The sequence below is a fragment of the Nostoc sp. DedQUE05 genome, assembly GCF_034530955.1.
In the GTDB taxonomy this organism is placed as follows: Bacteria; Cyanobacteriota; Cyanobacteriia; order Cyanobacteriales; family Nostocaceae; genus Nostoc.
In genome coordinates this window covers 159,355-176,738 of the sequence record NZ_JAVRCB010000011.1, presented here as the reverse complement: position 1 = coordinate 176,738, position 17,384 = coordinate 159,355, and the positions used below count along the sequence as shown (strand labels likewise).

Here is a 17,384-nt window from a genome sequence, read left to right as displayed (position 1 = left end):
TGATGAACTCATCCAATTGCTCGGCTGGATATGTCAGGGATAAACAATAGGCGATGGCAATGGTAAGAAACGAATCTGTAGGGCGTATGGTAATGCTGCTTTGTTTTGGCACAGCATTTTTATCCTTAGCTGTCCATTGGCGCATTAGTACGGCGGAACGGCAGTATGAGAAGTCTGCATCTACTTCGATGCGGCGAGATTCTACCCGAACCAATCTTAAGGGAAGCCGGACTGAAGGAGTCTACAAGAATCTTTCCCAAGTGAGTTTGGGGGAAATTGCGCTGGGTGGATCTGTGCCACCTGATGAAGTTACCCAAGGCTCGACTGCCCAGAGGACGTTTACACCAAAGTCCTCTGCTATTAAACCTAAAACTAAATCAAAAATAATTAAGAAGAATCTAGCTAAAACAACTACTCGTAAAGCTTCTACACTCAAGTCTTCTACCATTAAGTCGCAAATAATTAAGAAGAATCTAGCGAAAGCAACTATTCGTAGGGCTTCTAAACTCAAGCCTGCTACCATTAAGCCTCAAACTAAACCCCAAATTATTAAGAATAATGTAGCTAAAGCAAGCGACTTACCAACTCAGCCGCAACTGGTAGCGCCAGTAGAAAGACAAAATCCAGTTGCAGATAGTTGGCCAAAAGGTCTGTGGTCTCAGGCTTCAGCCCAACAAGTACCATCTAGTAGGCTGGCAAATGTCAAGACGCAAGTGGTGGTTGATTTAAGCGATCGCCGCACTTATGTATATACAGGAGAAGAGGTGATCGCCAGCTATCCCATTGCTGTCGGCAAGAAAGGTTGGGAAACGCCCACAGGTTCTTTCCAGGTGATCCACATGCGACATTATCCAATCTGGCGTCACCCGATTACTGGCAAAGTATTTGAGGCTGGTACGGATAGTCCTTTGGGAGATAGATGGATTGGTTTTTGGTCAGATGGACGGAATGAAATTGGCTTTCATGGCACGCCGGATGTTGACCTGGTAGGAACGGCTGTATCCCACGGCTGCTTAAGAATGCGTAATTCTGATGTCCGATTGTTATATGAGCAAGTGAGTATAGGGACAAAAGTGTTAGTACGTGATTAATTAGTTAAGAGTCATTAGTCCTTTGTCCTTTGTCCTTTGTCTAAAACAAATGACCAATGACTAATGACTAATGACTAATGACTCTTAAAATTATAATTTTTGCTCAAAGTTAGGCGCGTATGTTTGGAGTAAAGCACTAACTTGGCGTACAACCTCATTGCCAGTATTTTTACCCAATGCTTGCCGTTCTGGGAAGAAATTGGGTCGATCGAGGTAACGGTTAATCGCCTCGCTTATTTGTTGAGAAATTAAGTCTTGCAGTTGTGCCTGAGCCGTTTGGCGCTGGAAGTTAGCACCCTCTTCTGTAGTAGCATACAAAGGTGGTAGCCGATTGAGAGCGTAAGCGGCAATATCCCCGACATCTAAAGAACTTTCGCTGGTGGCTTCAATTTCTGCGACTCGGGCGATCGCTTCTGTCAGCACCAATTCTTCCATAACGTTAATGAATTGTTTGCGAGGTACCGCCACTACCTCACCAGTCAATAACGCACCCATCAGGCGATCTAACGCCATATACTCTTCAATTGAGAGTTCCGAGGCGTTATCACAGATTCTACCGACTTCTGCTTCCATAGCTGGTGTCAAATAACCATCCTGGAGAGCTTGTTCTACAATTTTTTCGATACTCATAACGCTTATCATCATTTATGTTGGCAAAGCTTGGTAGGGACGGTATCAATCCAATTTATTTTGCCTAATTCTCAGCAAAAAATACACAAATTATGCAAAGACAGGATCAATTCTGCCTCTACTAGTTAACAACCTTAGTTCGCCAAGGTGTTGGATCAACAGATTGTCCGTTGACATATAGACCCCAGTGTAAATGTGGCCCCGTGGCAGCACCTGTTGAACCTACTGCACCAATTAGTTGACCAGCTTTCACAAAATCACCTTCTTTAACGTTAATACGACTCAGGTGCATGAAAATACTAGTTACTCCTTGACCGTGGTCAATGCCAACTACGTTACCGTGTATCCGAAACCCTTGGGATACCCTACCTACCAAAGCAACTCGCCCAGCGGCTGGGGCAATTACCGGTGAACCGGCAGCACCAGCGTAGTCAAGACCACGATGATAGTAGTCTTTTGCAAATGTACCATTATAGTAGCGACGTACACCATAGTTTGTACTCATCCGCCCTGCATTTGGCTTCAGAAATACTCCATTCCAATACTTTTCTGGTGTTTGTAGCGCCTTAAAAGCTGCCACACGCTTAAGTTCATACTCTGTAGCATCCACTCCAGCTTTACCAGGTGGCAAAGTAATACGTTGTACGGGGAATTTGCGATTAAGCACATTCACTGCTAAGTTTTGCACTTGACCATCCCCCGCAACCCGAAGTGTTCTAGTTCCAGCTTTTTCTAATGGAGTTGTGGGAACAAAAGCCCGATACTGATTGGGCGCAATTTCAAAGGCTGGGTATGTATTCTTTCCACTGGCTACTGTTGGTTTTGTACTATTCTCTGGATTATCTAGATTAATCTGCACCGAGAGTGTATCCCCTAATTTAGGATTAGTTGGAATCACCTTTACTTGCAAAGCATCTACAGGTAATGCCAAGGTCATCGGGAGAACAGCAAATATTCCCTTTAACACATTTATTGCACGGCAATTGGCTGTCAAAGTTTTGACATCAAAACCGAGCAAATTTTTGTTTGAACTACTAGCGCTATTCTCAATAATCATAGAACTACAAAAACCCTTGCTTGTATTGGAAAATAGATTAGCTTATTATCGCTAGTGTTTCCTGTTTGAAGCCGATGTTGTTGACAACCATAAATTTTCGGAAATTCTCCAGGTACTTATGGATTGCAAGGGCAAATCATTTTATCTGTAATTTTAGGAAATTGGTTTTAACTCTAATAACCAAGGTGTATGACATTGGCAATGAGCATAAAATTTAACTGTGATTACATAAATAATACTTGAAGGAAATCTTGGAATCAACTGGACACTTTTTCAACTGGACACTAATATCACATTGTTAGGTTGAAATTGGTATGGGGAAATTACTTAAACTAGGTAAGTAAGTCAGTGAAGATAAATTAAACTATATACATACCATTTGGAAATATTTTAAAACTTACTGAGAATAGCGCTTTAGTTGCCAAAAAACTATGATACTAAGGCAAAAATGTGAGTCTGCCACGCCACACTTCAGATTTACTTTATAAATCAACTCTGAATCAGGGAATACGTTAATTAACTTGAGGCTGAAAGTATTACTTTTGACTTGAGTATGCCATCTTCCATCTGAACTATGCGATCGGCAATGTCTAGGATGCGGTTGTCATGAGTAACCATCAAGATGGTACAGCCTTGTTCTTTTGCCAATTTTTGCATGAGATTGACTATATCTCGTCCTGATTGACTGTCAAGGGCAGCGGTGGGTTCATCCGCGAGGATTATTTGAGGATGACTGACTAAAGCACGAGCGATCGCTACTCGTTGTTTTTGTCCCCCAGACAGTTTATCAGGATAGTAATGCAAATGATTTCCCAATCCTACTTGCTCTAACATTTGGGCTGACCTAGCTCGCATCTTTTTTAACCCAAGATGTTTGTGCAATTCTAAAGCCATTTTGACGTTTTGGAGTGCCGTTAAACTACCATGCAAATTATGTGCTTGGAAAATATAACCGTTACGGCGTCGCGCTTGCACTAGTTCTTCAGCACTAGCACCACAAAGTTCTCGTCCCAACACCTGCAAACTACCAGATTGAGCAGAACGCAACCCACCCGCTAAGGTTAGTAAGGTAGTCTTTCCAGAACCAGAAGGCCCAGTCATGATAATAATTTCACCAGCATTAATCTCTAAGTTGATATTACATAAAACTTGCTTGCAGAGTGAGCCGTGACCAAAGTGGTGGTCGAGATTTTTAATAGAGATGACGGGTTTGCTAGTCATAAATAGCTCGATTACTCGTGATGATTGTCATTTGTCCTTAGTCATTAGTCCTTTTGAGTAACAAATGACAAATGATCAATGACAAATGACAATTTTTAGAACATATCAGCGGGATCGGTGGCTTGGAGTTTGCGGGTGGCGATCGCACCGGAAATTGTACACATAATGATGGTCAGTACTAATACCTGCAATGCCCGAATTGCAGTCATGTACATGGGCAAATTTGTAGCACTGCGAGTCAGTTGATAAAGCACTAAGGACACTCCCAGTCCGGGAAAGAAGCCCAATGCTGCCAAGATCAACGATTCTTCAAGCACCACACCTAGTAGGTAGTAATTGCGATATCCCATTGCTTTGAAGGTGGCGTATTCTCGAACGTGGGCATTAACATCGTTAGAGAGGACTTGATAGACGATGATCGTGCCTACCACAAATCCCATCGATACACCTAGACTGAAAATAAACCCAATTGGGGAATTTGTTCTCCAAAAGTTATTCTCAAATTCAATAAATTCGGCGTGGGTTAATACTCTGACATCATCTCTGAGGTAGGCTTTGAGCATTGCTGCTACTTTTTTCGAGTCATAGCCTGGTTTCAGAAGAATCAAACCTAGACTGACACTGCTCGACTGTCGCCCAGAAAATAGCCGCAAAAAGTTTTGATCGCTGGTAATCAGGTTGCCATCAAAGCCAAAGGAAGCCCCGACTTGGAATAAGCCACTAATGGTAATTGTGCGCCGTTCTATTTCAGTAGTCAGGGTTTTACCTTGGTCAATTTGAGCGATCGCTTTTTGATAATCTCCTCTTGCACCACGATCGAACAAGACGGTATCCGGCATTTTGATCGCTTGCAATTGCTGGTTAACATCTGGTAAGTCAAAGGCTGGTTTGTCTGGGTTAAAGCCGATAACTAACACCCCTGTCTCACGGTGTGTTTGGGGATTCTTCCAGATTGTGTTGTTAAAATACATTGGTTGTGCTGACTTCACCCCTGGTATATCCATTGCTTGGTAAAGTCGCCGCCGAGAAAATGTAGACAAGCTTGCTAAGTTACGGGCTTGGGGACTGGTTAAAACAATGTCTGCTTGCAAACTGCGATGTAGTCTGGTGTTACTGTCATACAGCGCAGTCTGAAAACCTAGCTGCATAAACATGAGAAGATCCGCAAAGGCAATGCCTGATAATGCCACTAAAAGACGGCTTTTTTCATGATTCAATTGCAGCCATCCTAGAGGAGTTCGCCGTCGCAGTTGTTTGAGCAATCCCATCATTAGGTACTGGGGGTTGGGGAGTGGGGAGTGGGGACAAGGGGGACAAGGGGGACAAGGGGGACAAGGGGGACAAGGGAAATAACCAATGTCCAATTGCCCCATGCCCAATGCCCCATGCCCAATGCCCTTTTCACAATTCAATTACTGCCTTAACTTGCATATTGGTTAAGGTGGCGGCTTTTTGGCTGGAAGTTTCATCTAGTCGAATGTGGACTTCTACTACTCTGTTGTCGATATTGCTGACGGGATCTGTGTTAATGACATTCTGCCGTCGCACTTGCAAGCCTTTGCGATCTACGATTCCCTGCAATTCAATCGGGAGGTTATCACCAAAGATTCGCACTTGCTGTCCTGAATGCACTTTGCCGATATCGCTTTCGTAGACTTCGGCGATGACATACATCTGGCTGGTTTGTCCAATATCTGCAATGCCATCATTTGATACTAATTCTCCAGGATGGGTATGGATCTCAAATACCTGTCCATTTTGGGGCGATCGCACTTCAGCTTGTTCTAGATTAACTTTTGCCAGATTCATCGCTGCTAGGGCACGATTGACTTCTGCTTTAGCAGCTTCTACATCCACTCCGCGCACTTCGGCGATTTCATCGAGTGTTGCTGTAGCTTGTTTAACTTGTTGCTGACTAGTTGATTGGGTACGATTTAACTGTGCTTGGGCTTCTTGCAAGGTTTTTTGAGCGGTTTCCAAGTTTAAACGCTTGCTATCCCGTTGCGAGGCGGGAATTGCGCCCTGTTGATATAGTTGCTGATAGCGTTCGTCTTCTGCTTGAGCGTTACGCACTTCGGCTTGAAATCGCTCAATTGTCGCGGCTTGGGCATTAATATCACCTTGGCGTTCGGCTTCTAGACGAGCGATCGCAGCTTTTTGGGCGGCAATTTCACCGCGTTTAGCACCTGCTTGGGTGCGGCTTAGGTTTGCTTGGGCTACTTTTACCTGTTCTTGCGCCTCTTTTAATGCTGCTTGGAGGCGATCGCGGCTGTTCAAAATTGCGATCGCTTGTCCTGCTTTTACCTTATCCCCCTCTTTCACTAATAACTTTTCTACCCGACTTCCTTCCGCAGACACCGCAGCAGAGAGTTTAATTACCTTTCCCTGTGGTTCGAGTCGCCCTAAAGCTGTTACTGTTTTTAATTGTGGCAATTGTGTTGCTGGCACTTGTGCCTCTTGATTGGCATAATTTTGCCCGCGTTTTACTATATAAAAACTTATGCCGCCAACCAATAAAGATATAGTTATACCTATAGCAACGGATGGACGCAGAATAGACTTAGGGGACGTTCTGTACCCTAGCTTTGAGTTTCGCACCATAGATTACCTCTTAACTAGTGGCGCAGAAAAAAGAACAGATTAGGCTTTTCTCCGTACTTGTTTGCTAATTGCTACTTCTTTAGTCAGTTATTCTTGATTTATAACTTCCAAGTCCATAAAATAATTTGGAAATTGTTGAGCTTTTACTTAGATGAAGTGATTTAGCTGGTTAGGATAACAACGAATATCTCTACCGAATTAGAGGTTTATGTTTTTAGCAAACTACTTTTGTTTTATGAAAGTACTCAGGTATAGTAAACGGTTTTAAAATTCCGGGTTGTAACAGCGCCAACAATCACAATCAAATTAAGTAAATAACAAAAAATATTTGCTGTGATTGCGATCGGTGGAAATTTATATCAAATTTTGATGATTATAGTGTTTCTTAATGACATGATGTACCTCACTCAGCGAAGAACCGCTATAATCCCATTCAAAGATAACGTTAACTAAACCGCATTGGGATACCTGTAGCTTGCAATTTTCACAAATCAAATAGGATTGCTGTATTAATTATGTTTGCTATTGGGAATTATAAAGATAGTGATACAGAACTTTCACAATAGTTTTGACGCATTTTTTATAGTATAATTGTACTATTTTTAGTTATACAGCCATGCAACCTCTTCAGCCAGTTAGCGGATCGGATTTGCAAAGTTTTTTGTCAGCGCCAGAGGAGTTATTGCAACAGTCAGTAGCATTGCAATTAGCCGTTGCTAGTTTTCATCAGACACCGCGTAGTCTCCTAGAGATTCTAGTTAATAGTCCTGATGAGCAGGTAGCACAAGCTGCAAGTTTGCACGTAAATTTGGCTGGTGAACTAACAGACGGATGGCAGCAAGCAGTAGATACGATGCTGCAACAACAGCAACTAGGGCAAAACGATCGCCTCGCTGTAGAACTGCTAAAGTTAGGCCCAGTACCACCATGCTTTCTCAGCGAGTGGGTTCCAGCCGAGCGACTAATTCAAGGGTTACGAAATCCCCAAATGCCCTTGCGCTATCGGTTGCAACTGTTAGAGCGACTGGCACAGGAGCCAACTTTAGAACCACGCTTGCAGGTAGCAGAGTCGCCAGAAACGCCGTCAGCAGTGTTGGAACAGTTAGCGGGTGATTTAGAATTACCAGTGCGGTTGGCGGTGAAATTTAATCCCAGTTGTCCACCACCATTAATTGAACTGGTAGAAGGGCAGCATACCATTGCCTCTGACTGGAATACAGATGCAGAACAGCTAGGGATGCTGGGGCAGAGTCGTTGGGCGTGGGTGCGGTTGGCTGTGGCGCAAAATCCCTCAGCGACAGCAGAGACGCTGATGCAGTTGGCTGGAGATGCGGTGTATAAAATTCAGTTAGCGGTAGCGAAGAATCCAGAAACACCGGCAGATGTGTTGGCTGTGTTGGCAGAAAATCAAGATAAAGCGATACAAGCAGCTGTCGCAGAACATAGGAATGCAACGGAAGAAATATTGCATCAATTATTTCCAACTCAACAGCAGCTTTTGAAAAGAAGGGAAAATTTACCAACTAGTATTTTAGAGCGATTTTTTAACGAAGTAGCGACTAACTCCAATACACCAATTACTGTTTTACAACTTCTTGCAGGTGACGAAAACTCCAGTGTACGCACTGCTGCGGCTAGCAATTCTAACCTACCTGAAACAATACTGACACAACTGGCAAACGATGAAAAAGTCGAAGTCCGCCACGCAGTTGCTCAAAATCCCAACACACCTGCATCCATCCGCGAAACCCTCCGCGATTTAGTTGTCCAACCCACCACCCGCCAAACTAGTCCCACGTTGCGCGGACTCAGCCGCCTCTACAACCCCAGCACTGATGATTTAGTAAGCATACTTGCAGAATACGCGAGTTCAGAAAATGCCTTTGTGCGGTTCGTGACACTCCTCCACCCGCTAACTCCCCGTGAAGTCTTGACTCAAGCAGCGCAGTCTGCATCCTGGCTGGAACGCTACGCCGTTGCTGATAATTCTGGAACACTTGCCAAAGTTCGAGAAACGTTTCAACTTGTAATTGATGAAAAGCGCAATTTATTCAAAGATGTGTCGTCTATTCAACCTTCCGCTACCTTAACAACGCTCTTAGAAGAATATACTCAACTAGCAACTGCTATTAACACTGAAAAAGCGCGTTCAGAATTACTAATTATGCCAGTTCTGACGGAAGTTAGACGACAGTTGAATTATCGAATATCACTGTTTTCTGGAACAGATTTTGATGTAGATAGTAGTAAAGGATTAAATGGATTTTGTGATTTCATTCTCTCTGGTTCTGAAGAACAATTTTATATTAAAGCGCCTGTAATGACAATTGTTGAGGCGAAAAATGAAAATATAAAAGGTGGTTTAGGACAATGTATTGCCACTATGATAGCTGCCCAATCATTCAATCAAAATACTCAACAAGAAGTTAAGACAATCTATGGAGTTGTCACTAGTGGAACTAACTGGCGGTTTTTAATGTTGGAAGGACTAACAGCATACATTGATATAGTTGAATACTATATCAATGATGTTGAGAAAATTATTGGTATTCTGTTGCAACCATTTCAAACTGCTTTGCTACAAGCATCGTTATGATAATCATCGTAAATAAAAAAATAATTTGCTCAAGTATCAACCTTAAAATTAATTATAGCTAATTTATAAATTTTGAAACCGAAAAAATCTTAGCTACTCTCGAAATTATAACTGAGCAATACCTCAATTTCCATTTACCAAATAATGAAAATTCCTGTTTAGAACCTTTCTTTTGGGATGTAACTCAAAAAGGGGATTTTAGTTTACTTAATCTTGGATACGATCGAGGATGGATAACTCTAACGGATATTGATGTTGCTGTAAAAAGTTGGCAAGCATTAGAACGTCGCGGTTATTTAAACCCAGATGATGATCCTGGTGACTATGAAGATGAAGATATTATCAGTTCTGAATTAGCTGATGAAAGAGCAAAGATATATCAGACATTGGCTGATACCATCCAAAAAAATATCTACAATATAGAAGTTTTTAAATTCAGTCAAATTCCTGCCTATTCATTTTATGTTGTGTTAGGGCAAAACCAAGAAAATAATTGGTTTTGTTTTTCTCAAACTGTTGCTAGAGAGACAAGATTAGAAGGAGAAATAAAATGCTCTAATATACCTGATTTAACAATGCAGTCATCTTTGGATAGCAATACCGCTAAATTGAAAGATGAATTTCAGCAAATCATCAATCAATTACAACCTATTAGTATTTATGGTTATTACGGTGGTGGTTATGATTATAGATTCAATCATTATTTAGTCACGGGGATAGCAAACTCTAAAGAAAAAGCTCTGTTAATAGCTCTACATCGAGCAGGAATGGTTGATATTGCTAAATTTTATGAATTTAGCCCAGAAGCTTTATCTTGGAGATGGGACAAAGATGAAATGGTTAATTTTTACCCCAAGTATCAAAAAATAAATCAATTTTTGACACAAAATCTTTCCGATTTAAGAATGATTAGATGTAGTTTTTGGAATCGTGAATGTATATATGTCATTGGTCAAACCAATGCTGGAGATGTAACTGGCATTTATATAGAAAGTGATTTTGATTACAATCCCTAAAAATATGTTGCTCGTTGATTGTATTGGATTTGTGAGAATTGCTCACAAAGAATCTGCTTAAGATGCTGCAACAACAGCACTGTCATTTACTAACTTACCATCTTCCATATAAACGATGCGATCGGCAATATCTAAAATGCGGTTGTCATGAGTAACCAAGAGAATGGTACAATCTTGTTCCTTAGCTAGTTTTTGCATCAGGTTAACTACATCTCGTCCCGATTTACTGTCAAGGGCGGCGGTGGGTTCATCTGCTAAGACAATTTTAGGACGACCGACCAACGCACGAGCGATCGCAACTCTTTGTTTTTGTCCCCCAGATAAATCATCAGGATAATAATTCAGGCGCTCTCCTAATCCTACCTCCTCTAACATTAGGGCTGACCGGGTTTTCATTTCTGCCACCGAAATATTATTATGCACTTCCAAACCCATTCTGACGTTCTGGAGCGCTGTCAGGCTACCGTGCAAATTGTGGGCTTGGAAAATATAACCGTTATTGCGTCGTGCTTGGGTAAGTTGTCCTTTGTTAGCACCACACAGTTCTTGTTCTAATATCTGCAAACTGCCAGATTGGGCAGAACGCAAGCCGCCAACTAAAGTGAGAAGTGTAGTTTTACCAGAACCAGAAGGCCCAGTCATAATAATAATTTCGCCAGCGTTAATATCCAAATTGATATCAAAGAGAACTTGCTTGCGGAGTTGACCATGACCAAAATAGTGGTCGAGATTTTTAACAGAAATTACAGGTTGACTACTCATAAATAGCTTGATTACTCGTGATGATTGTCATTTGTCCTTGGTCATTAGTCCTTTTGAGTAACAAATGACAAATGACTAATGACAAAGGACTAATTTCAAAACATATCTGCGGGGTCAGCAGACTGTAATTTCCGAGTAGCGATCGCACCAGAAATTATACACATAATCATCGTCAGAGTTAATACCGTCAAAGCTCGTGCTACGGTCATGTAAACTGGCAAATTGGTGGCATTACGAGTTAAATGATAAAGTCCTAAAGGTGCGATCGCTCCTGGGATAAAACCTAAAACCGCCAAAATTATCGCCTCTTCAAACACCACACCTAATAAATAGAGATTGTTATACCCCATTGCTTTGAAAGTAGCGTATTCTTTGATATGAGAATTCACATCTGTAGAAAGAACTTGATAGACGATAATCACGCCCACCAAAAACCCCATTGCTACACCCAGGCTGAAGATAAATCCGATCGCCGTATTTGTTTTCCAATAATTTATTTCAAATTCGAGAAATTCTGCTTTGGTTAAAACTTTAACATCATTATCTAAATGAGATTCTAAAGCTGCTTTCATCTGTTTCGGGTCATAGCCTGGTTGCAACTGCACCAAACCTAAACTGACACTACTGGCTTCTTGTCTGGGAAATAATCGCAGAAAGTTCTGGTCGCTGGTGATTAAAGTACCATCGGCTATGAAGGAAGCTCCGACTGAAAATAAGCCGCTAACGGTAATTGTCCGCCGTTCTATTTCGGTTGTGACAGTTTTACCTTGTTCAATTTTGGCGATCGCATCATTATAATCTCCTCTAGAGGCGCGATCAAACAGAACAGTATCTGGTAGCTTAATAGCATCTATCTGGCGATTCACATCCGCTAAGTTCAACATTTGCCGATCGGGATTGAACCCCATAACTAATATTGTCGTCTTCTGATGTGTTTGGGGATTTTTCCAATCAACAATGTTGACATACATTCCTTCTGCCGACTTTACACCTGGTACATCCATTACTTGATACAACCGCCGCCGCGTAAAGCTAGACATATATGCTAGATTACGTGCTTGCGGGCTGATGACAAACATATCAGCCTGCATACTCCGATGCAGCATTGTGTTACTTTCAAACAGGGCATTCTGAAACCCTAGCTGCATGAACATCAAAACATCGGCAAAGGCAATACCTGACAATGCCACCAAAAGACGACCTTTTTCATGACTTAGTTGCAGCCATCCTAAAGGCGTTCGCCGCCGTACTTGTTCGATTAATTTCATAAGAGGGAGTGGGGAGTGGGGAAATGAGGGAGAGGAGGGAGCAGGGGAAGCAGGGGGAGCAGGGGAGATGAGGGGACAAGGGGACAAGGGGACAAGGGGACAAGGGGACAAGGAGATAAACAAAACTCTTAACTCTTAACTCCTAACTCAGCACTCCTAACGCCCAATGCCCAATGCCCAATGCCCAATTCCCTTTAAAGTTCAATCACCGCCTTGACTTGTAAATTAGTTAAGTTAGAAGCATTTTGGCTGGATAGTTTATTTAGTTGCACATGCACTTCTACTACTCTGGCATCAATATTGCTAGAGGGGTCAGCATTGATCAGATTTTGCCGCTTTACCTGCATACCAATCCAATCCACTCTTCCCCCTAATTCATTGCGGAGGGAATCACTGCTTACCAGCACAGGTTGTCCCGGACGCACTCTCTTGATATCACTTTGGTAGACTTCTACTACTGCATACATCTGGTCGGTTTGACCTAAAGCCACAATTCCTTCATTGCCAACAGTTTCTCCGGCTCGTGTATTTATTTCCAAAATTTGACCGGCTTTAGGAGCCACAACGTATGCCTCTGCCAGTTCTGCTCTAATTTTCTCTACAGTGGCTTGAGCGCTGTCTATCTCTGCTTGTGCATTTGCTATATCTGTAGGACGAACTTCAGTGGTTTGATTTAGGTTAGCTTTTGCTTCGTTAATCTGCTGTTGCAAGCTGGCAAGGGTTTGATTTTGGTTGGCTTTTGCTTCGTTAAGCTGCTGTTGTAGGGTCGCTACAGTTCTTGTCTGGGTGGCTTGGCTTTCAATTAAGGCTTGAGTAGAAGTTTCAGCGCTTAAGCGTCTTTTATCAACTTCTTCGCTAGAAATTGCTCCTGCTTTGTATAAAGTTTCGTAGCGCTGTACGTCAGCTTGGGCATTATTTTTTTCGGCGGCTACGCGAGCTACTGTTGCTTGCAAGCTTCGTTGTTGCCCAAGGAGTTCTGCTTCTAGACGATTAATTGTGGCTTGCTGAGTTTTAATGTTTCCTTGTAGTTCTACTTGTACGCGATTCACCGTAGCTTGACGCGCTCCAATTTCTCCCTGTTTGGCTCCAGCTTTTACCTGGTTAAGGCGGGATTTGGCAACTTGAACTTGTTTTTGTGCTTCAGCCAAAGTAGCTTGTAGGCGAGCGCGGTTGTCCATAATCGCAACTACCTGCCCAGCTTTGACGCGATCGCCTTCTTTCACCAATAGTTGCTCTACCCGATTTCCTTCACCCATTGAAGAAGGCGCTGACAGTTTTATTACCTCTCCCTTTGGTTCCAACCGCCCTAATGCTGTTACTGTTTTTACCACAGGCTGAACTGCTACTGGTGCTTTTTGCTTTTCATTACCTGTAGCCTGAAGCCTCGATACTGTATAAACACTGAATGCACCTGTCACAAAAGCTGCAATAATTGCAAGTAGAAGAGGCGATCGCAAAAGATTCTGAGAAGACCTTAAACCCTCTGAATTCCTGTTTTGCTCCATACTATTTTCCCCTTACCACCAGTAGCAACTTGTACTAAACTGTCCAGTTCAATTTATGCTAAACTAAACGGACTAGTTTAGTCAAGAAGATACAACCAAACTTGTCAATCAATTTACTCGGCATTATCCAGCAAAATGCTATTTCCGATTAAGATTGATTGTCTACCACAAGAAAGTAGCAGAGAGAAAAGCTGATAATAGAGGCTTTTGGGCTTTATCGAAGGGTATATTTATCACCGAAAGCATGAGGAAGACTGCCCCCTGCCTCCTTCATTTTCGCCATTTCATCCTGGGGCATTTTGCAGCATCTATTAATATTGTTTATAAGAAAGGATGATTAATAAATGGTACGCATCAAAGCTGACGAAGTGGATCGAGATAATTCCGTTGATAAAGTGGAGCAAATTCTGCAAGGGGCAATGCAAGAATTCCTTCAACATGGCTATGCTGGTACAAGCATGGATCGGGTAGCAGTAGCAGCAGGTGTTTCTAAAGCGACAGTCTACAGCCACTTTCAAGATAAAGAAGGACTTTTTAAAGTACTGTTAGAGCAACTGACAAGTAAAAAGAATAGCTCCATTTTTGGCACAGAACCGATTGAGGGAGAACCAGCCACAATACTGCGCCAGGTAGCAACCAAAGCATTAGATCAGATGCTTAATGACGAAGAACATAGTGCATTTATGCGAGTACTAATCGGAGAATCTGGGCGTTTTCCTGAGTTAGCTCAAATTTGTGTTCGGGTGATGATTAAACCAGTAGCAGAAACTCTCACTCACTACTTGGCGGCTCCAGAATTAAACATACCCGACCCAGAGGCAACAGCAAGAATTCTCTTAGGAACATTGGTACATTTTCATATTACTCAAAATGTGATGCATGGACAGGACATCGTACCAATGGAAAGCGATCGCCTGATTGATGCCTTGACACACCTAATCACTAAATGTGCTGATTGATTTGGTTATCTCCCGGTGCGTAGCGCTTGTTTGGTCGAAAGGTCATAGACTGATAGTTAAAAACAAGCCCTAACAAAAATATGGCTATTGAAAACCTTCTGCTCACCGCCTTGCCCCACGAGGTGTACAAGCGGATAGAAAGCAAACTGGAGCAGCTAGACCTTTCATCTGGCAAGATACTCAACAGACCGGGCGAAGCCATCGAAGATGTCTACTTCCCCCTCACCTGCCTGATTTCAGTCACTATCACGATGATGGACGGCATTACAGTAGAAGCCGGAGTGGTCGGAAGCCGCGAGATGGTAGGGATCAACGCTTTCATGGGCGGTGAGGAGACGACGCAGACCGAGTACATCATACAGATTCCCGGTAAGGCGGTGAAAATGAAGGCACATCTGCTGCTTCACGAGTTCGACACCAATAAGTCGTTGCGGGACGTGCTGCTCAAATACACACAGGCTTATATCGCGCAAATCTCGCAGAATGTTGCCTGTAACCGCACTCATACTATAGAAAAACGCATGGCCCGTTGGTTGCTTGAGTCGAGCGATCGTCTCTACTCCGATGAACTATTTTTGTCCCATGAGTTCCTCTCCCATATGCTGGGCGTGCGCCGTTCTGGTATTACCGAAACCGCCCACATCCTAGAAAAGAAAGGTCTCATCGAATGCAGCCGAAAGAAAATCAAAACCATCGATCGGCAGGGACTAGAAAAAGCTTCTTGTGAGTGTTATGAGGTAATCAAACAGGAATACGATCGCTTGCTAAAGTTTAAGCTAGAGAGATAACGAACAAAGTCCTTCTCACCTTTCTAGCGATAATAGAGGCTGGCACGAGACGCGATCGGTGTCGCGCACCATCCAGCGCAAGCCTGTTAACTTGCCTTTAACATCGCGGATAGGAGCTACAGTCATAGCAGCCTCAAAAGGCTCACAGTCACGGGGCTGTATCTGTAATATCCACTCTTGCACATAGTCACACTCAGAACTGTGCATCTGGTTTAGTTGAGAACGAAACGCCTGACGTTTTTCTACTGCAATGAAACAGACCAACGGTTTGTCTACCAAAAATCGTTGTTGAAGATTGAACAGTGTAGCAGTGGCACGATTAGCTGACAGAATTTTCCCTTGTGTATCGCTCACCAAGTAAGCATTTGGTATGAAATTTAATAGGTCTTGGTAGCGCTTGTATACTTCTCTAAGCCGCGTTTGTACATTTACCAATTTTTGAGTTTGCTCGAACAGTTTCTCTGTAGCTATCTCTAGTGTTTTTGAAGCAGTATCAAGTTCTTTCAAGACTGCCAGCAGCAAATCGCTTTCTGGCTGTACTGTGGTGTTGGCATCTTCGTACAAGTTAGCTAAACGCTCTTGCAGTGACTGTAACTTCTGGGCAAACATATTTAGATTCATGATCAATTCAGGTGACATATAAGTTCAATCCCTGAATAGAAAGAGACTGTTAACCAATTCCTAATGGGTTTTATCCCACCAATCATTCGTTACTGGCTATAAACCTAGTAACGAGAAGTTAAGAGATATTGCCATTGATGAATTTGTTCTCAAATTTCTTAGACTTAGGGGTTACTTAGATTTAAGTATTGTTTAAAGACTAAAAAACTTAGTGGCTCCTAGTCAGTACGATTCCGTACAATAGACCTGCAAGAGGTCTATTATCTTCGCTCTAAAAAGTGATAAACGATATAAACCCAAAAGCCGCACCTTTAATTGTTAGTGCGGCTTTGAGTTATACAGAGATGGGGTTGGCTCTATTAATATTTGTAAAAAGTATCTGGGATATTTCGATGTCCCAGTACTTGGGGTTATGGCATCCCCCACTGGTTTAAGATTTCATCATCTCCAGCGTAGCTCTGTGCAAGCACGACTTGATGCACAATGAAAAAATCCCCTTGCTGTCTTAAACAGAGAGAATGCCAATGTTTTTTTCATAGAAGCTACAGTGCCTTCCTTACAAGCTGCTACAACTATATCCTCCAGCGATCGCTAGATAACTAGGCAGGAATGACTTGAATAACTAGGGCACGTTTATCTAGCGACTGGATCTTACCTACTTTACTAAGATCGTTTGCAATTCGGTCTAGCATCTCTCCCGCTTTGTCACGATATTGATGTTCTCGGCCTCGTAAACGAATGGCAAATTTGACAGAATCGCCTTTACTCAACCATTGACCTGCTTGTTCGATGCGTAAATTGTAATCAGCCAGACCCACGTTTAGACCGAATCGAACTTCTTTTACCGTGGGTCTAGCACTTTGGCTTTGACGTTTTTTCTTTTGATACTGAAGCTTGCCATAGTTGAGAATCTTGGCGATTGGAGCGTCTTTACCTTGAGAGACTACAACTAAGTCAAGCTCTAAGCTTTCGGCTAGCTGTAACGCCTCATTGGTGTCGATTAGACCACGATTGTTATTCTCATGGTCGATCAAGAAGACGCTAGGTGACTTGATTTGTGAATTAATCAGTTGCTTTTGGATTGCGATAACGAATTTCTCCCATTTGTTCAATACTTTGCTTTACAAGCAGGTAATGCCAATTTAACACAACACAGAATCAGAGCAACTTTAAACAACACAATGAACGCCAATCTGTTAGAATGAAGCACTGCGGCACTCGCTCTCAGTCTTTGCGCTACTGCCCATCCAGCTTTTCAATGATTTTTAT

General features: G+C 42.5%; 15 protein-coding genes. 5 read left to right on the top strand and 10 right to left on the bottom strand.

Annotated features, from left to right (window positions below):
* The first annotated feature begins 488 nt into the window (after window positions 1-488).
* Window positions 489-1,091 (top strand): L,D-transpeptidase, encoded by a 603-nt coding sequence (locus RMZ42_RS10635; protein WP_322671408.1) that lies wholly within the window; start codon window positions 489-491, stop codon window positions 1,089-1,091.
* Window positions 1,092-1,181: 90 nt separating this feature from the next.
* On the opposite strand, the gene RMZ42_RS10630 is transcribed toward RMZ42_RS10635, so the two are convergent.
* The 5 genes from RMZ42_RS10630 to RMZ42_RS10610 form a co-directional block, all read right to left on the bottom strand.
* Window positions 1,182-1,721 carry a late competence development ComFB family protein gene (locus RMZ42_RS10630; RefSeq protein WP_190909652.1) on the bottom strand — a complete coding sequence of 180 codons (540 nt, stop codon included), beginning with the start codon at window positions 1,719-1,721 and terminating at the stop codon, window positions 1,182-1,184.
* Window positions 1,722-1,842: 121 nt separating this feature from the next.
* Window positions 1,843-2,778 carry a M23 family metallopeptidase gene (locus RMZ42_RS10625; RefSeq protein WP_322671389.1) on the bottom strand — a complete coding sequence of 312 codons (936 nt, stop codon included), beginning with the start codon at window positions 2,776-2,778 and terminating at the stop codon, window positions 1,843-1,845.
* A gap of 516 nt (window positions 2,779-3,294) precedes the next feature.
* Window positions 3,295-3,999, bottom strand: coding sequence for a DevA family ABC transporter ATP-binding protein (locus RMZ42_RS10620; RefSeq protein ID WP_322671388.1), 705 nt, complete (start codon window positions 3,997-3,999; stop codon window positions 3,295-3,297).
* A gap of 95 nt (window positions 4,000-4,094) precedes the next feature.
* Window positions 4,095-5,267 (bottom strand): ABC transporter permease DevC, encoded by a 1,173-nt coding sequence (gene devC / locus RMZ42_RS10615; RefSeq protein ID WP_322671407.1) that lies wholly within the window; start codon window positions 5,265-5,267, stop codon window positions 4,095-4,097.
* A 133-nt stretch (window positions 5,268-5,400) separates the two neighbouring features.
* A complete protein-coding gene (locus RMZ42_RS10610) occupies window positions 5,401-6,597 on the bottom strand; it encodes an ABC exporter membrane fusion protein (protein ID WP_322671406.1) in 1,197 nt (398 codons plus the stop codon).
* A 1,963-nt stretch (window positions 6,598-8,560) separates the two neighbouring features.
* On the opposite strand from RMZ42_RS10610, the gene RMZ42_RS10605 reads away from it, so the two are divergent.
* Window positions 8,561-9,196 (top strand): hypothetical protein, encoded by a 636-nt coding sequence (locus RMZ42_RS10605; protein WP_322671405.1) that lies wholly within the window; start codon window positions 8,561-8,563, stop codon window positions 9,194-9,196.
* 386 nt (window positions 9,197-9,582) lie between these two features.
* On the top strand, window positions 9,583-10,212 hold the full coding sequence (locus RMZ42_RS10600; protein WP_322671387.1) for a nuclease A inhibitor family protein: 630 nt from the start codon (window positions 9,583-9,585) through the stop codon (window positions 10,210-10,212).
* A gap of 57 nt (window positions 10,213-10,269) precedes the next feature.
* Here RMZ42_RS10600 and RMZ42_RS10595 read toward each other — a convergent pair whose 3' ends face one another.
* The 3 genes from RMZ42_RS10595 to RMZ42_RS10585 all read right to left on the bottom strand — a co-directional run bounded on the left by RMZ42_RS10595 (window position 10,270) and on the right by RMZ42_RS10585 (window position 13,747).
* Window positions 10,270-10,974: a DevA family ABC transporter ATP-binding protein gene (locus RMZ42_RS10595; RefSeq protein WP_322671386.1), complete on the bottom strand. Its 705-nt coding sequence runs from the start codon at window positions 10,972-10,974 to the stop codon at window positions 10,270-10,272.
* A 95-nt stretch (window positions 10,975-11,069) separates the two neighbouring features.
* Window positions 11,070-12,242 carry an ABC transporter permease DevC gene (gene devC, locus RMZ42_RS10590; protein ID WP_322671385.1) on the bottom strand — a complete coding sequence of 391 codons (1,173 nt, stop codon included), beginning with the start codon at window positions 12,240-12,242 and terminating at the stop codon, window positions 11,070-11,072.
* A gap of 194 nt (window positions 12,243-12,436) precedes the next feature.
* Window positions 12,437-13,747 (bottom strand): HlyD family efflux transporter periplasmic adaptor subunit, encoded by a 1,311-nt coding sequence (locus RMZ42_RS10585; protein WP_322671384.1) that lies wholly within the window; start codon window positions 13,745-13,747, stop codon window positions 12,437-12,439.
* Between the two features lie 344 nt (window positions 13,748-14,091).
* Here RMZ42_RS10585 and RMZ42_RS10580 point away from each other — a divergent pair, with 344 nt between their 5' ends.
* On the top strand, window positions 14,092-14,706 hold the full coding sequence (locus tag RMZ42_RS10580; protein ID WP_322671383.1) for a TetR/AcrR family transcriptional regulator: 615 nt from the start codon (window positions 14,092-14,094) through the stop codon (window positions 14,704-14,706).
* Between the two features lie 80 nt (window positions 14,707-14,786).
* Complete coding sequence (locus tag RMZ42_RS10575) at window positions 14,787-15,494, top strand: Crp/Fnr family transcriptional regulator (protein ID WP_322671382.1); 708 nt, start codon at window positions 14,787-14,789, stop codon at window positions 15,492-15,494.
* A 15-nt stretch (window positions 15,495-15,509) separates the two neighbouring features.
* Here RMZ42_RS10575 and RMZ42_RS10570 read toward each other — a convergent pair whose 3' ends face one another.
* Together RMZ42_RS10570 and infC are read right to left on the bottom strand one after the other, a co-directional pair.
* Window positions 15,510-16,133, bottom strand: a complete 624-nt coding sequence (locus RMZ42_RS10570; RefSeq protein ID WP_322671381.1) for a PAS domain-containing protein — start codon at window positions 16,131-16,133, stop codon at window positions 15,510-15,512.
* A 581-nt stretch (window positions 16,134-16,714) separates the two neighbouring features.
* Window positions 16,715-17,227, bottom strand: a complete 513-nt coding sequence (gene infC, locus RMZ42_RS10565) for a translation initiation factor IF-3 (protein ID WP_322671380.1) — start codon at window positions 17,225-17,227, stop codon at window positions 16,715-16,717.
* Between the last annotated feature and the right edge of the window lie 157 nt (window positions 17,228-17,384).

Bases quoted from the DNA above. Each gene is read 5' to 3' on its own strand.
- RMZ42_RS10580 (WP_322671383.1), top strand. From the start codon at position 14,092: ATGGTACGCATCAAAGCTGACGAAGTGGATCGAGATAATTCCGTTGAT.
- RMZ42_RS10595 (WP_322671386.1), bottom strand. From the start codon at position 10,974: ATGAGTAGTCAACCTGTAATTTCTGTTAAAAATCTCGACCACTATTTT.
- devC (WP_322671385.1), bottom strand. From the start codon at position 12,242: ATGAAATTAATCGAACAAGTACGGCGGCGAACGCCTTTAGGATGGCTG.
- RMZ42_RS10625 (WP_322671389.1), bottom strand. From the start codon at position 2,778: ATGATTATTGAGAATAGCGCTAGTAGTTCAAACAAAAATTTGCTCGGT.
- RMZ42_RS10630 (WP_190909652.1), bottom strand. From the start codon at position 1,721: ATGAGTATCGAAAAAATTGTAGAACAAGCTCTCCAGGATGGTTATTTG.
- RMZ42_RS10570 (WP_322671381.1), bottom strand. From the start codon at position 16,133: ATGTCACCTGAATTGATCATGAATCTAAATATGTTTGCCCAGAAGTTA.
- RMZ42_RS10585 (WP_322671384.1), bottom strand. From the start codon at position 13,747: ATGGAGCAAAACAGGAATTCAGAGGGTTTAAGGTCTTCTCAGAATCTT.
- RMZ42_RS10620 (WP_322671388.1), bottom strand. From the start codon at position 3,999: ATGACTAGCAAACCCGTCATCTCTATTAAAAATCTCGACCACCACTTT.
- devC (WP_322671407.1), bottom strand. From the start codon at position 5,267: ATGGGATTGCTCAAACAACTGCGACGGCGAACTCCTCTAGGATGGCTG.
- RMZ42_RS10575 (WP_322671382.1), top strand. From the start codon at position 14,787: ATGGCTATTGAAAACCTTCTGCTCACCGCCTTGCCCCACGAGGTGTAC.